15 protein-coding genes are annotated in these 13,081 nt (G+C 65.5%); 7 read left to right on the top strand and 8 right to left on the bottom strand.

The window, feature by feature from the left end; all coding sequences use genetic code 11:
- Positions 1 to 26 precede the first annotated feature (26 nt).
- Positions 27 to 1,259 (bottom strand): MFS transporter, encoded by a 1,233-nt coding sequence (locus GRI89_RS15080; RefSeq protein ID WP_159797415.1) that lies wholly within the window; start codon positions 1,257 to 1,259, stop codon positions 27 to 29.
- A gap of 27 nt (positions 1,260 to 1,286) precedes the next feature.
- The gene (locus tag GRI89_RS15075; RefSeq protein WP_328598295.1) at positions 1,287 to 2,216 is read right to left on the bottom strand and encodes a DMT family transporter; all 930 of its coding nucleotides are present in this window, start codon (positions 2,214 to 2,216) and stop codon (positions 1,287 to 1,289) included.
- Positions 2,217 to 2,277: 61 nt separating this feature from the next.
- Here GRI89_RS15075 and GRI89_RS15070 point away from each other — a divergent pair, with 61 nt between their 5' ends.
- On the top strand, positions 2,278 to 3,144 hold the full coding sequence (locus tag GRI89_RS15070) for an HpcH/HpaI aldolase/citrate lyase family protein (RefSeq protein WP_201290950.1): 867 nt from the start codon (positions 2,278 to 2,280) through the stop codon (positions 3,142 to 3,144).
- Between the two features lie 3 nt (positions 3,145 to 3,147).
- Here the strand turns inward: GRI89_RS15070 and GRI89_RS15065 are convergent, their stop codons facing one another.
- Entirely contained in the window at positions 3,148 to 3,441 is a 294-nt protein-coding gene (locus GRI89_RS15065) for a hypothetical protein (protein WP_159797413.1), read from the bottom strand.
- The gene (gene lipB / locus GRI89_RS15060; RefSeq protein WP_159797411.1) at positions 3,429 to 4,097 is read right to left on the bottom strand and encodes a lipoyl(octanoyl) transferase LipB; all 669 of its coding nucleotides are present in this window, start codon (positions 4,095 to 4,097) and stop codon (positions 3,429 to 3,431) included. The genes GRI89_RS15065 and lipB overlap by 13 nt, the downstream gene beginning before the upstream one ends.
- A gap of 10 nt (positions 4,098 to 4,107) precedes the next feature.
- On the opposite strand from lipB, the gene GRI89_RS15055 reads away from it, so the two are divergent.
- Positions 4,108 to 4,989 carry a hypothetical protein gene (locus GRI89_RS15055; protein ID WP_159797409.1) on the top strand — a complete coding sequence of 294 codons (882 nt, stop codon included), beginning with the start codon at positions 4,108 to 4,110 and terminating at the stop codon, positions 4,987 to 4,989.
- Between the two features lie 12 nt (positions 4,990 to 5,001).
- Here GRI89_RS15055 and GRI89_RS15050 read toward each other — a convergent pair whose 3' ends face one another.
- Both GRI89_RS15050 and arsC read right to left on the bottom strand, forming a co-directional pair.
- Positions 5,002 to 5,631 (bottom strand): class I SAM-dependent methyltransferase, encoded by a 630-nt coding sequence (locus tag GRI89_RS15050; protein ID WP_159797407.1) that lies wholly within the window; start codon positions 5,629 to 5,631, stop codon positions 5,002 to 5,004.
- A 99-nt stretch (positions 5,632 to 5,730) separates the two neighbouring features.
- The gene (gene arsC, locus GRI89_RS15045; protein ID WP_159797405.1) at positions 5,731 to 6,075 is read right to left on the bottom strand and encodes an arsenate reductase (glutaredoxin); all 345 of its coding nucleotides are present in this window, start codon (positions 6,073 to 6,075) and stop codon (positions 5,731 to 5,733) included.
- A 148-nt stretch (positions 6,076 to 6,223) separates the two neighbouring features.
- On the opposite strand from arsC, the gene GRI89_RS15040 reads away from it, so the two are divergent.
- A complete protein-coding gene (locus GRI89_RS15040; RefSeq protein ID WP_328598294.1) occupies positions 6,224 to 8,314 on the top strand; it encodes a TonB-dependent receptor in 2,091 nt (696 codons plus the stop codon).
- Here GRI89_RS15040 and GRI89_RS15035 read toward each other — a convergent pair.
- Both GRI89_RS15035 and GRI89_RS15030 read right to left on the bottom strand, forming a co-directional pair.
- Positions 8,311 to 8,865: a (2Fe-2S)-binding protein gene (locus GRI89_RS15035; RefSeq protein ID WP_159797403.1), complete on the bottom strand. Its 555-nt coding sequence runs from the start codon at positions 8,863 to 8,865 to the stop codon at positions 8,311 to 8,313. The genes GRI89_RS15040 and GRI89_RS15035 overlap by 4 nt on opposite strands.
- Positions 8,866 to 9,103: 238 nt before the next feature.
- Complete coding sequence (locus GRI89_RS15030; RefSeq protein ID WP_159797401.1) at positions 9,104 to 9,862, bottom strand: class II aldolase/adducin family protein; 759 nt, start codon at positions 9,860 to 9,862, stop codon at positions 9,104 to 9,106.
- A gap of 81 nt (positions 9,863 to 9,943) precedes the next feature.
- Between GRI89_RS15030 and GRI89_RS15025 the strand changes: the two genes are divergently transcribed.
- From GRI89_RS15025 to GRI89_RS15010, 4 genes are all read left to right on the top strand, one after another.
- Positions 9,944 to 10,489 carry a VOC family protein gene (locus tag GRI89_RS15025; RefSeq protein WP_159797399.1) on the top strand — a complete coding sequence of 182 codons (546 nt, stop codon included), beginning with the start codon at positions 9,944 to 9,946 and terminating at the stop codon, positions 10,487 to 10,489.
- Between the two features lie 97 nt (positions 10,490 to 10,586).
- Positions 10,587 to 11,132, top strand: a complete 546-nt coding sequence (locus GRI89_RS15020) for a VOC family protein (protein ID WP_159797397.1) — start codon at positions 10,587 to 10,589, stop codon at positions 11,130 to 11,132.
- 31 nt (positions 11,133 to 11,163) lie between these two features.
- Positions 11,164 to 12,441, top strand: a complete 1,278-nt coding sequence (locus GRI89_RS15015) for an MFS transporter (protein ID WP_235913441.1) — start codon at positions 11,164 to 11,166, stop codon at positions 12,439 to 12,441.
- Positions 12,442 to 12,519: 78 nt separating this feature from the next.
- Positions 12,520 to 13,065: a 2,4'-dihydroxyacetophenone dioxygenase family protein gene (locus GRI89_RS15010; protein ID WP_159797395.1), complete on the top strand. Its 546-nt coding sequence runs from the start codon at positions 12,520 to 12,522 to the stop codon at positions 13,063 to 13,065.
- Positions 13,066 to 13,081: the final 16 nt, after the last annotated feature.

Here is a 13,081-nt window from a genome sequence, read left to right as displayed (position 1 = left end):
CCTGTGCCGTCACCTCCCCCAGATGGCTAAACCGCGCCGGTCTTGCGCGGCGCGGTCTCGCGCAGGAACAGCGCAATCACGAAGCCGAGCACGAGGCTGGCGATCACGAACGGGAACACGTTCTGGATTCCGCTCGAACCGGCGATTTGTCCGGCGATTGCCGGGGCCACGCCGCCGCCGAACACTTCGCCCGCGCCAATCACCAGCCCGGCTACCGAAGCGATCATTCCAGCCGGGGCCGCTTCCGCCGCGACCGGCCCGGCGAGCGTCGCCAGCGCGGAGAAGTTGAACAATGCGGCGAAGAACAGCAACCAGAACAGCGTCGTCAGGTCGTCCGCCCCGGCCTGCGCGAACAGGTAGGTGAAGACCGCGGCGAGGATATAGGACAGCAGCGTCGAGAGCTTGCGGCCGATGAAGTCCGACACGGTGGGCATGGCGAACTGGCCAAGCGCGCCGCCGAAGCCGATCGCCGAGGTGACGAAGCCCATGTCCTGGATCGACAGCTTGAGGTAGTCGGTGAGGTAGCTGGGCATCATCGCGCCCATCACGAATATTCCGCCCATGGCGCACATCAGCGTGAGCATGGCGAGCGGCACGTTGCGGTGCCGGAACAGGTCGACGAAGCTCGGCCGCGCCACCAGAGGTGCGCCCTCCACGGCGACGGTGCACGCGGGCTCGCGAACGAGGAAATACATCACCGCGGCCATGATCAGGCCGGGAACGCCGACGAGCATGAACACCGCCCGCCAGTCGGTCACGAGGAGCAGTTGGGTGGCGATGATCGGACCGACGGCATTGCCCATTAGCGAGATCATGCACTGGAAGATGCCGTTGTTCATGCCGCGCCGCTTGGGGTGGCTGGCCTCGACTGCCACCGCGACGCCGATCGAGGCGACCGGTCCTTCCGCCAAACCCATGATCGCGCGGACCAGCAACAGGCTGACGAGCCCGCCGACCACGCCCGAAAGGGCGGACATGAGCGAAAAGACGATGACCGCAGGGATCAGCACCTTGCGCCGCCCGACCTTGTCGGAAAGGAAGCCCATGGCGAAGGCCGAAACGCCCCAGAACACCGCGAGGATGCCGACGAGGTTGCCGAGGTCGGCGTAGGTCAGGCCGAGCTCGTCCATGAAGGCGGGGAAGAGCACCGGCAGGATGAACCGGTCGAGCCCCACGAGGCCGAACGTCAGGCTAAGGACAAGGATGATCTTCCATTCGTAGCCGGTATCCCAGCCCGCGGACTTGGCGTCTTGGTGCATGATTTCCCCCCCATTGTCCGGGTACGACTATCGCCCGGATTCTCGCTCCTGGGCCGCCGATTTATCAGGCGCTTCGGACGGCGTCGATTCCCCTGCTGCACGGGCAACCGCGAGCGCCGCAGCCAGCAGTGCCATACCGAACACGTCGATCGGTGCCAGCGTCTCGCCGAAGGCCAGCCACCCGGCGAGGGCGGCCACCGCGGGCTGGGTCAACAGCGCCAGTCCGATGGCCAGTGGCGGGAAGTGCCGCAGCGAAAACACCAAGAGTCCCTGCCCGACGACCTGGCTCGAGATCGCCAGCGCGACCACCGGCCCCCAGTTGTGCGGCCAGACGGGCTCGCCGTGCAGCAGTGCGACCACGAGCAGCACCGGCGCGCTGGCCAGCGTCGAACGTGCGAGCAGCCGCCACGAACCCATTCCCTTGCGTGCATCCTGCAGCAGCAGCAGGTACCCGGCGTAGAGGATTCCGGCGATCAGGCAGAACAGGTCGCCGGTCAGCGTCTCGAGCGAAATCTCGAAGCTGCGCCCGAGCAGGATCGCCGTCCCGGTCAGGGCAGCGAGGATAGCCGACCACTCGCGCCCGGCGGGCCAGCGGCGGAACAGCACGAAACCCCAGACCATCAGGATCAGGCTGCCCGAATTGCCGAACAGCGCAGAGTTGCCGAGCCGCGTGAAGCCGATACCGATGTGCCAGCTGGCAATATCGAGCGCGAACAGGATACCGCCGAGCGCGATGGCCAGCGCGATTTTGCGCGGCACCGGCGGCGGCTTCGGCCCTTCCTGCACCCGGGCGAAAAGGAAGAGCAAGGGCAGCGCCAGCGTGACGCGCCAGAACCCGGCCGAGACCGGACCGGTATCGGCGAGACGCACGAAATAGGGGCCTAGCGCCAGCGCGGCATTGCCCGCGAGCAGCATGGCGAGAAGGAGCCAGGGGGCGGGTTTGCGCAGCGATTCCACGCGCCAGCTCTAGCGGCCCGTTGCGGCAACGCTATAGGATGACGGCAAAGGAGTGTGGACGATGGCGATGCGATCCTGGTTGTTCGTGCCCGGTGACAGTGAACACAAGCTGGCCAAGTCGGCCGACCTGGGCGCTGACGTCGTGATCGTGGACCTCGAGGATGCGGTTGCGCCGCAGGCCAAGTACTACGCCCGGCAGACCGCCGGAAGCTGGCTCGAAGAGCGCGCCGGGACCGCACAGCGTTGGGTGCGGATCAATGCCATCAGTAGCGGACTGTGGCGCGACGACCTTGCCGCGGTCATGCCCGCCGCTCCCGCCGGGATCATGCTGCCCAAGGCCGCGGGGCCGATCGAACTGCAGACGCTTGCCGCGGAACTCTACGAACTCGAAGGGCGCTACGGCGTGCCCCACGGATCGACGCGAATCCTACCACTGGTCAGCGAGACCCCCGCCGCCGCGCTCGGCATTCCCGGGTATGCCTCGGTCCAGCTGCCGCGCCTCGCCGGCCTGACATGGGGCGCGGAAGACCTTTCGGCTGCGCTTGGCGCGAGCCGCAAGCGCGACGCGCAGGGCCGCTGGACCGATACCTTCCGCATGGTCCGCTCGATGGTCCTGCTCGCTGCCCATGCCAGCAAGGTGCTGGCGATCGACACGCTGCACGCCGACTTCCGCGACCTCGACGGGCTCAGGCGGGTCGCGGGGGAAAGCCGTGCCGACGGGTTTGCCGGGATGCTGGCGATCCACCCTTCGCAGGTCGAGGTGATCAACGAAGCCTTCACCCCGAGCGACGAAGAGATCGCCGAAGCGCGGGCGATTGTCGCCGCTTTCGCCGCCAACCCCGAGGTCGGCGCCCTGCAGCTTGACGGGCGGATGATCGACCAGCCGCACCTCGAACAGGCGCGGCGCCTGCTCGCAAGCGCAGTTTAGAGCTTACTCTTCGGGAGTAGCCGCAGCTTCCGGAACGGGAGCGGCTTCTTCTTCGTCGGGCGCAGTCTCATCATCGCCTTCGGCGCTGCTTGCGCCCGAAACCGCTGCACTCGGCTCGGCGAGCGGGGCGCGCGACTGCAATTGTTCGAGCGGCAGCATGTCGTCGCTGATCGTGCCCTGGAGCACTTCGCCTGAGGCATCGCCTTCGGCCGGTTGTTCCTGCTCGCCCCCGCACGCGGTCAAGCTTGCGGCAAGGACGGCGGCGGAGGCGAGGTAACGGATCTTCAAGCGGCGCACTGCGAACTCCCTAGCGCGGCGAGGAATCCGTCCGCGTGGGCGAGCAATGCCCCATCCCACTCCTCCGGCGCAACCGCGATTCCGAGCCGTTCGAGGCTGGTAACGCCATACTCGGCGATGCCGCAGGGCACGATGCCGCCGAAGTGCGACAGGTCGGGCGCGAGGTTGACGGCGAAACCGTGCATCGTGACCCAACGGCGGATGCGCACGCCGATCGCGCCGATCTTCGCTTCGCTGCCGTCGATGTCGCGGGTCCAGATGCCGATGCGCCCCTCGGCGCGCCAAGCCTCGACCCCGAAGTCGGCTAGCGTGGCGATGACCCAGCCTTCGAGCGAGTGGACGAAGCAGCGCACGTCCTTCCCGCGCTTCGCAAGGTCGAGCAGGACATAGCCCACGCGCTGGCCCGGACCGTGATAGGTGTAGCGCCCGCCGCGGCCGGTCTCGACGACCTCGAAACGCGGGTCGATCAGCTCGGCCGCGTCGGCGCTGGTCCCGGCGGTGTAGACCGGCGGGTGTTCGAGCAGCCAGACCAGTTCGCGCGCCTCGCCGGCAGCGATGGCGGCATTGCGCGCTTCCTGCTCGACCAGCGCCTGGCGATAGGGCACCGGCCCATAGTTCCGGCGCAATTCGAATGCGGATGGGGAAGCGCTCGTCATCGGCGATTGCGTGGCGACGATTGCCGGGTTTATCAAGAGGCGAGAGGGGCATAGCACTAGTGAGGGGGAGCAGACCATGAAGCTTGAAATGAACCGGGCCTGGAACGATGCCATGGCGCTCGTCGGCGCGAACAAGGACGTCGTCTTCGTGGTGGCGGGGGTGTTCTTCTTCCTGCCCTATCTCGCCTTCATGCTGATGATGCCGGATCTGGCGACATCCATGACCGATCCGGCCGCAGACGAACAGGCTTTCGAGAAAATGGGCGAGTTCTATGGCCGGATGTGGTGGTTGATTATCCTTGTATCGCTCCTGCAGGGTATCGGTATGCTCGGCATCCTCGCACTGCTTACCGACCATCGCCGGCCAACCGTGGCCGATGCGCTCAAGATCGGTGTCAGGAAGGTGCTGTCGTATATCGCCGCGTACCTGATCGTCGGATGCGGCTTCGGCCTGCTGGCAGTCGTGCTTGTCGGATTGACCGCGGCGGCGTCAACGGCTCTCGCGACGATCGGCTTCGTCATCCTGATTCCACTGCTGTTCTACGCGTTCACGAAGTTCTCGCTGGTCCCGGCGGTGCTCGTGAAGGAAGATGTCGGCAACCCAATCACCGCCCTGTCACGCTCGTGGCAGCTGACCAAGGGCAATTCGTTTCGGCTGTTGGGGTTCTACTTCCTGCTGGGCCTCGCGCTGGTCGTGGTGATGATCGTCATTTCCCTGGTGGTGACGTTTGTGTTCGCGCTGCTTGGGCCCGAAGCCATGCTCTTCGGTAACGGCCTGATCTCGGCACTGATGAATGCGGTCTGGGCGACGGGGTTCCTCGCCGTGCTCTCGGCGGTGCACGACCAGTTCGCCGGTACCAGCGGCTCGAAAATCAGCGATACGTTTGAATAGGTGCGGTGGAGCTCAGCCCTCCTGCCAGCCAAAGGCAAGCAGGCAGGGCGGGATGTTCCACCATGTGAAACCGGTATCGACCCGCGCGAAGTGCCGAGCGGTCAGGTCGCGCGCGGTGGTGCTGAACTGATAGGTCAGGAACGCGCCGCCCTGGCGCACCACGCGGTGCGTGGCCGCGGCGATCGCCGGGCCGACGCCTTCGGGCAGGGTCGAGAAGGGTAGGCCTGACAGGACGTAGTCGGCCTTGTCGTGACCCAGCGCAGCGAGAATCGCTTCGACGTCCGCCGCCGATCCGAGCACCGGGTGGAAGCGGCTGTCCCCGATGGTGCGCTGGAGGTAGTCGATGAACAGCGGGTTGGTGTCGATTACCACCAGCACACCGTCACGCGGCAGGCGGTCGAGGACCGGGCGGCAGAAGGTACCCACGCCGGGGCCGTATTCGACGAAGACCTTGCACCTCTCCCAATCGACCGGGGCAAGCATCTTGCGGATCGTGTGTTCGGACGAAGGAATGATTGAGCCGACCATGCGCGGGTGCTCGAGGAAGCCCTGGAAGAACACACCGGCCGGCCCGAGCGCCCGGGTGATCCGCCGGGCCAGCTTCGAGCCGCGGCGTTCCGTTGCCAGTTCGCTTCCATCCATCGACTTCACGCACCCTCTGCGACCGGCTGCGCCCGGCCAGAATATGCTTCGCGGCCTCGCAGATAAGCCCGTCCGATGCAACCCGCGCGGGTTAACCGATCAGAGGATTTCGCCGATGACCTCAGGCGGGCGGCAAAGGCGGACCCCCTTTTCGGTTTCAACCAGTGGTCGCTCGATCAGCTTGGGATCGGTCGTCATGGCATCGAGCACGGTGTCGTCGTCGGCCTCGGTTAGGCCGCGCTCCTTCGCATCGGTGCCCTGCGTGCGGAGGCCCTCGCGCGGGGCGATGCCTGCGGTCATGTAGAGCTGGGCGAGCTTTTCACGGCTCGGCGGGTGCTTGAGGTACTGCACCACGGTCAGGTCGATGTCGTCGCGGCCCTGCAAGGTCTCGAGCGCGGCGCGAGATTTGCTGCAACCGGGATTGTGCCAGATCGTCGCCTTCATGTGCTGTTCCTCTCGGTTGCAACATAGGCCAGCCCTAGCGGTCGGAAAAAACTACGCCAACCCTGACTTTGTCAGTTGCAACTGCGAATGCTTCGCAATAGAGGCGTTGTTGCGAATCAATTGCAACATAACTCGACAGGGAGTTTTCGTGACCATTTCCACGTCTCTTCGCCGTGCCGCCCTTCTCTCCGCCACCGTCCTTGCTGGTACCGCTTCGCCGGCGCTGGCGGACATGGCGCCGGAGCGCGATTACCTGGGTTCGGAAATCGTCGTGACCGCGACTATCGGCGGATATGCCAGCGACGACGGCTCGACCGCGACGAAGACCCCGACTCCGCTGATCGACGTGCCGCAGACGGTGACCACGATCACCCAGGACCAGATCGAGGACCAGTCCCTGCGCGGGCTCAACGAGGCTCTGCGCTACGTCCCCGGCGTCTCACTCGACACCGGCGAGGGGCACCGCGACGCGGTCTACCTGCGCGGCCAGTCGACCACCGCGGATTTCTACATCGACGGGCTGCGCGACGACGCCCAGTACTACCGCCCGCTCTACAACATCGAGCGCATCGAGGTGCTCAAGGGTGCCAACGCACTGATCTTCGGCCGCGGCGGCGGTGGCGGGGCGATCAACCGGGTCAGCAAGTCGGCCGATACGATGCAGAACTTCGGCTCGCTATCCGCCTCCGTCGACCAGTTCAGTGCCTTCTCGCTGGGTGGCGACGTCAATGCCCCGCTCGGGCAGGGCTTCGCTGCCCGCCTTAACGCGACCTACGAGGAGTTCGACAGCAACCGCCAGTTCTACGAAGGCCGCTTCATCGGCGTGAGCCCGACGGTCACTGCCGAACTCGGCCCCGACACCCGGCTGACCGCGACCTATTCCTACGACGACGAGCGGCGCTTGACCGACCGAGGCATCCCCTCGCTCAATGGCGAGCCGCTGCGCGGATACGACGATACGCTGTTCGGCGATCCCGACTTTAACCACTCCGAAACCACCGCGCACATCGCCCGCGCCCGGCTGGTTCACGAGTTCTCCCAAGGCCTGAGCGCCAACGCCACGGTGCAGTACGCCAATTACGACCTGTTCTATTCGAACATCGTGCCCGCCGGTGCGACCGCCACGACGGCCACGCTGTCCGGCTACCAGAGCGGCACCGAGCGCGAGAACCTGATCGGCCAGGCCAACCTTGTTGCCCAGTTCGACACGGGCGGCGCGGGTCACACCGTGCTGCTCGGCGTGGAAGCGATGAGCCAGGAAAGTTCCTCGCTGCGCAACCAGGCGACTTTCGCCGGCGGCGCCTCGCGCGTCGACGTCCCGCTTGCCGAGACCATTTTCGTACCGGCCTTCACGGTCGCCCCGCAACGTGCGTCAATGTCGGACCTCTCGGTCTTCGCGGCATACGTCCAGGAACAGCTCGACCTTGGGATCGTGCAACTGGTCGGCGGCGTGCGGTATGAGCGCTTCGACCTGACCAGCGAGGACCTCGTCACCAATACTCCCGGGGCGCGCCTCGACGAACGCTGGAACCCGCGCCTCGGGGTGATCGTCAAGCCGAGCACGTCAATTTCGCTCTACGCCAGCTATTCGGAGAGCTTCCTGCCGCAGTCCGGCGACCAGTTCAGCCTTGTCGACCCGCAAGAGGAACTGCTCGATCCCGAGGTGTTCCGCAACTACGAGGTCGGACTCAAGTGGCTGCTGCAGCCCGAACTGTTCCTCACCGCGGCCGTGTTCCGCCTCGACCGCAGCAACACTCAGGCGGCCGACCCGCTCAATCCGGGCTTCATTGTCCTCACCGGATCGACCCGGGTCGAAGGTTTCGAGGCGAGCCTTGCCGGTTCGGTCCTGCCCGGCCTCGATGTCAGCCTGGGCTACACCTATCTCGACGGCGAAATTCGTGACGACACTACCCGCGCCGCCGCCGGTACCCGCTTGCAGCAGTTGCCGAAGCACCAGGCCAGCGCCTGGGCGCACTACGACCTGACGGAGCGTTTCTCGCTCGGCGCAGGGCTCGTCCACCAGTCGAGCCAGTTCGCCTCGCTAAGCCATACGGTGACGCTTCCGGCCTACACCCGGATCGACGCCGCGGCCTACTACAACCTGACCGACAACGTCGCGCTGCAGCTCAACATCGAGAACCTGTTCGACGCCGGCTATTTCGCCAGCGCGCATGGTGACAACAACATCCAACCGGGCAAGCCGTTCACTGCCCGGATAGGCGCGAAGGTCAGCTTCTAGTCGCCCGAGGGCGCCGGCGCAGGGCGCATCGCCGGGACGGCAACCGCGGCGTCCGCCGGGTCAATGCCCGGCGCGGGCGCGGCGCTGATCCGTTCCTGCCGCCGCGCCACTCGCCCGGCGCGCTGGATGGCCCTGACCAGTCGCGGATAGACCCCGCAGCGGCACAAGTTGGGAACCGCCTGCTTGATCTCGTCCTCGCTCGGCGCCGGGTTGCGCGCCAGCAACGAAGCAGCGGCGATGGCGATGCCCGGAGTGCAGTAGCCGCACTGGATCGCCTGCTCGGCGACGAGCGCCTGCTGCACCGGGTGGCTGCGGTCACGGCTCAGGCCCTCGATCGTGGTGATGTAGCGCCCCTCGGCCTCGGCCAGGGTGATGAGGCAGGAGCGTAGCGCTTCGCCGTCGACCAGCACCATGCAGGCGCCGCAATCGCCGACCCCGCAGCCGTACTTGGTGCCCGTCAGGTTGGCCGCGTCGCGCAGCGCCCAGAGCAGCGGCGTTTGCGGGTCGATCTCGATGCGTACGGGGCGTTCGTTGACGGTAAGCGCGGTCATGAATTGCAGTCTTTCACTGCCCCGGCCTGACTTGCAAGGAGCCCACACGTCTTGCAGCGGTACATCGACATGCCTTCGACAGCTCTCCCTTCAAGCTCCAGCCCGGTCCACATGTCCCTGCTTGCCCCTCCCTCAGTCCATTGAGCGGGGCAGTACCAGCCCACTGCGTCGGCGGTCAGCATGACACTGGCTACCGGTCTGCCGCACTTGGGGCAGGAGGTCCGGAGCGCCGCTGCTCTCAGTCGCGCCAGCTGCGGTCGATGGTGTCGATCTTGCGCTTCCACGCTTCGAAATCGAGCTTGCCGAAATCGGTGGTCAGCTGCTTGTCGCGGTCGCGCTGGTGGGTGTCGATGACCTCGGGCGGGACCACGATCGGCTTGCCGAGGCTGGCGGTCTTGACCTGCACTTCGCACGCGCGCTGCAGCATGTAGTACATCAGGAACATTTCCTGGATCGTGCGCCCCATGACCACTGGGCCGTGGTTGCGCAGCATCAGGATGAAGTGATTGCCGATATTCTTGACGAGCCGCTCGCCCTCTTCCGAGCGCACCGTGATGCCTTCGAAGTCGTGGTAGCCGATCGCGCCCTCGAAAAAGCACGAATAGAAGTTTGACGCCTCGAGCCCGCCTTCGGTCGAACACACCGCCATCGTATCGGGCGTGTGCGTGTGGACGATGGCGTGGGCGTAGGGCAGGCTCTTGTGGAACACGGAGTGCTGGGTGAATCCGGCGAGGTTGACCGGGTAAGGGTTGTCGCCGACCTTGTTGCCGTCGCCATCGATCTTGACGAGGTTCGATGCGGTGACTTCTTCCCACAGCAGGCCGTAAGGGTTGATGAGGAAGGCATTGTCCTCGCCCGGCACGCGCAAGGTGATGTGGTTGTAGATGCTTTCGCACCAGCCGAGGTGCGCGAAAATCCGGTAGCAGGCGGCGAGGTCCTGCCGCGCCTGCCATTCGGCTTCGCTGCATTTGACTTCGAACTTGAGCTGCGTCGCCATGGTATTCTCCAATCGGGGGAAGCCTTAGCGATTGACTCCGGTTCCGCCAATGGCGAGCGATGGGACGAGGGAGACGTTGCGATGGGACGAATGCTCGGATTCGGCCAGCCGACCGGGGCGATCATGCAGGTGGCCTATCTGGTCCCCGACCTGAAAAAGGCGATCGAGTTCTACACCCGCGACGGCGGTGCCGGGCCATTCTTCATCATCGAGCACGCCAAGGGACCCAATCGCACCTACCGCGGCCGCATCTCTCCTACGGAAACGAGCCTGGCCATGGGCTTTGCCGGGCACTTCCAGATCGAGCTCATCCAGCCGCATGATTCCGCGCCCTCGATCTTTACCGAGGCGATCCTCGAACACGGCTTCGGCTTCCATCACTTCGGCGTCGCTTACGACGACGTCGAGACGGCCCGCGCCGAGCACATTGCCCGCGGCTACGAGGAAGTGAGCCGAAACCCGGTGCCGACCGGCGGCGAGGTGGTGTTCCTCGGACCGAAGAACCCGGTCCACCCAGGCTATCTCGAACTGCTCCCGGCAACGCCGCAGATGGACGAGACCTTCACCCGCTTCTGGCAGGCGGCACAGGACTGGGACGGCAGCGATCCGATCCGCCCCTTCGCATGAGGTAAATGGCGCATGCGACGAGCAAGCCGATTGACTTTGTCCCGTTGATTGGCGAGCCATGGTGAATGACCGGCTAAGCCGGCGAGGGGAGAGGCAAATGGCAGACGAGCTTGGCTACGGCCAGCCAATGGGCGGGATCGCGCAGACCGCGTTCGTGGTCGAAGACCTCGAATCCGCCATCAGGCACTGGATCACCAACACCGGCGCGGGACCGTTCTTCGTGCTGCCGCACTTCCTCGTGCCCGGGCAAACCTATCGCGGCGAGGAATCGACCGCCGACATCGCCATCGCCATGGGCTTCGCCGGGCACATGCTGATGGAACTGATCCAGCCGCTCGACAACAATCCCAGCGTCTACCGCGAGACCATCGCCCACCGGGGCTACGGCTTCCATCACTTCGGCCTCGCCTGCGCCGACGTCGATGCCGACAGCCTAGCCTACCAGCAGCGCGGCTATGTCGAGGCATTTCGTGCCGCCGTGCCGACCGGTGGCGAGGTGGTCTACCTCGACGACGGCAACGGGCCGCAATGGGGCTTTCTCGAACTTTTGCCTGTGACCCCGGGCATGGACGAAACATTCACCCGCTTCTGGAAGGCATCGCAAGGTTGGGACGGTAGCGACCCCGTCCGCTCCTTCCTTTAGAAAGTCCCAAACGTCTGAAAGTCCCAAAAATATGGCAATGTCGTCCGCTACAATCGTTGATCGGCCAGAGGGCAACTGGCTGAAGAATTCCGCCGGATACCAGATGCTGCTGGTCTTCCTGCTCAGCCTCAACTTCGGAATCGTCTTTTTCGACCGCCAGGCGCTCAACGTGCTGATGCCCTCGGTCCAGCCCGAACTCGGGCTCACGCAGACCCAGATCGGCCTAATCGCGGGCGGCCTCAGCTTCACCTGGGCGATCGCAGCGTTCTTTTACGGGCGGCTGTCGGACTCGATGGGCAAGCGGAAGATCCTGCTAGTGATGGCGACACTCGCCTTCTCGCTCTGCTCGTTTCTCACCGGCCTCGCTTCGAGCTTCGCGCTGCTGCTCGGCGCGCGGCTGCTGATGGGCGCAGCCGAAGGCGGCGTCATGCCGATTAGCCACGCGATGGTGGCGAGCGAAGTCGACCCGCGACGCCGTGGCCTGGCGATGGGCGTGGCGCAGAACCTCGGCTCGAACCTGCTTGGCAGCTTCGCCGCTCCGGTCGTGCTGGTCGCCTTCGCCACCGCTTTCGGCTGGCGCGAGTCGTTCTACCTCGCCGGTGTCCCGGGGATCATCAGCGCGGTGCTGATCTGGTTCCTGCTCAAGGAGCCGGCCCCGGTCCGCAAGTCCGACAACGCCGCCGACCAGTCCATGACCATCGCCGAGGCCATGAAGGTCCGCAACATGTGGATCTGCGTCGTCGTCGGCGTGCTGATGGTCGCCCACTTCGTCATCACCTGGGCGTTCATGCCGCTCTACCTGGTGCAGACCAAGGGCTTCGACGAGATCACCGGCAGCTGGGTCATGGGCTCCCTCGGCATAGCCGCGGCGATCTACAGCTTTGGCATCTCGGGGCTGTCGGACTACATCGGGCGGAAGCCGGTGATGGTCTGGTTGCCGTTCCTTTCGGTCGTCGGTCCGCTGGCGGCGATGTACTTCGACGGCTCCCCGACGGTACTCGGCATGCTGTTCTTCGTCGGCTGGGCAGTCAACGGCGTGTTCCCGATCTTCATGGCGACGATCCCTTCGGAGAGCTTCCGCCCGCTGCATCACGCCACCGTGCTCGGCCTGGCGATGGGCAGCTGCGAGATCCTCGGCGGCGTGTTCGGCCCGCCGCTCGCCGGGTACCTCAACGACATGCTCGGGGTGAACTCGTTCCTGTGGATGCTGATGGTGCTCGCGGTGATCAGCGGATTCGTGTCGATGGGCCTTGTCGAAACCGCACCCAAGGCCCTCGCCCGCCGCGGGCTGACGCACGCCGCAGCCTGAACTTGCCCGCCCTGCGGGGCAGCGGCAGACTGGACCAACCGAGTCCCCGCTTCGGCGGGGACCGAAGGAGAGAGACGAATGCCCGAAGCACCGACCACCGAACCCTGGGCCGGCACTCCGCCTGTCCCGCACAGCCTGCGCCCCGGCGCCAAGCCCGAGGCCTACATGGCCAAGATCGCCGAGGGCGACGAGCGGCTGTGGGTGCCGATCGGCCGCCCGCAGGTGGAGGACGTCTATTCGAAGCCGGTGTGGATCAGCCCGACGCTCAACATGTGGGCCGACGTGCTGATGGCCAAGAAGCCGTGCATCGTGAACCGGCACTACCACCCCAAGCCGATCTGGGCCTACACCATTAGCGGCAAGTGGGCCTACCTCGAGCACGAATGGACCGCGACCGCGGGCGACTTCATCTTCGAGACCCCGGGCGAGAGCCACACGCTGGTCAGCTATGCCCACGAAGACCCGATGAAGGTGTTCTTCGTCGTCTCCGGCCCGCTGATGTGGCTCGACGAACATGGCAATTCGGTCGGCCACTACGACGTGTTCGACTACATGAAAGACGCGCGCGCCCATTACGAGAGCAACGGCATTGGCGGTGCCTACCTCGATTCCCTGATCCGCTAGGAAGGACCATCCCCCC

This window comes from Croceibacterium salegens, assembly GCF_009827435.1.
Classification (GTDB): domain Bacteria; phylum Pseudomonadota; class Alphaproteobacteria; order Sphingomonadales; family Sphingomonadaceae; genus Croceibacterium_B; species Croceibacterium_B salegens.
Note: the sequence above shows the minus strand (reverse complement) of the source record. Positions and strands in the feature narration are given on the sequence as shown.

Bases quoted from the DNA above. Each gene is read 5' to 3' on its own strand.
- GRI89_RS15035 (WP_159797403.1), bottom strand. From the start codon at position 8,865: ATGACCGCGCTTACCGTCAACGAACGCCCCGTACGCATCGAGATCGAC.
- GRI89_RS15050 (WP_159797407.1), bottom strand. From the start codon at position 5,631: ATGGATGGAAGCGAACTGGCAACGGAACGCCGCGGCTCGAAGCTGGCC.
- GRI89_RS15010 (WP_159797395.1), top strand. From the start codon at position 12,520: ATGCCCGAAGCACCGACCACCGAACCCTGGGCCGGCACTCCGCCTGTC.
- GRI89_RS15025 (WP_159797399.1), top strand. From the start codon at position 9,944: ATGGGACGAATGCTCGGATTCGGCCAGCCGACCGGGGCGATCATGCAG.
- lipB (WP_159797411.1), bottom strand. From the start codon at position 4,097: ATGACGAGCGCTTCCCCATCCGCATTCGAATTGCGCCGGAACTATGGG.
- GRI89_RS15080 (WP_159797415.1), bottom strand. From the start codon at position 1,259: ATGCACCAAGACGCCAAGTCCGCGGGCTGGGATACCGGCTACGAATGG.
- GRI89_RS15020 (WP_159797397.1), top strand. From the start codon at position 10,587: ATGGCAGACGAGCTTGGCTACGGCCAGCCAATGGGCGGGATCGCGCAG.
- GRI89_RS15015 (WP_235913441.1), top strand. From the start codon at position 11,164: ATGGCAATGTCGTCCGCTACAATCGTTGATCGGCCAGAGGGCAACTGG.
- GRI89_RS15070 (WP_201290950.1), top strand. From the start codon at position 2,278: ATGGCGATGCGATCCTGGTTGTTCGTGCCCGGTGACAGTGAACACAAG.
- arsC (WP_159797405.1), bottom strand. From the start codon at position 6,075: ATGAAGGCGACGATCTGGCACAATCCCGGTTGCAGCAAATCTCGCGCC.
- GRI89_RS15030 (WP_159797401.1), bottom strand. From the start codon at position 9,862: ATGGCGACGCAGCTCAAGTTCGAAGTCAAATGCAGCGAAGCCGAATGG.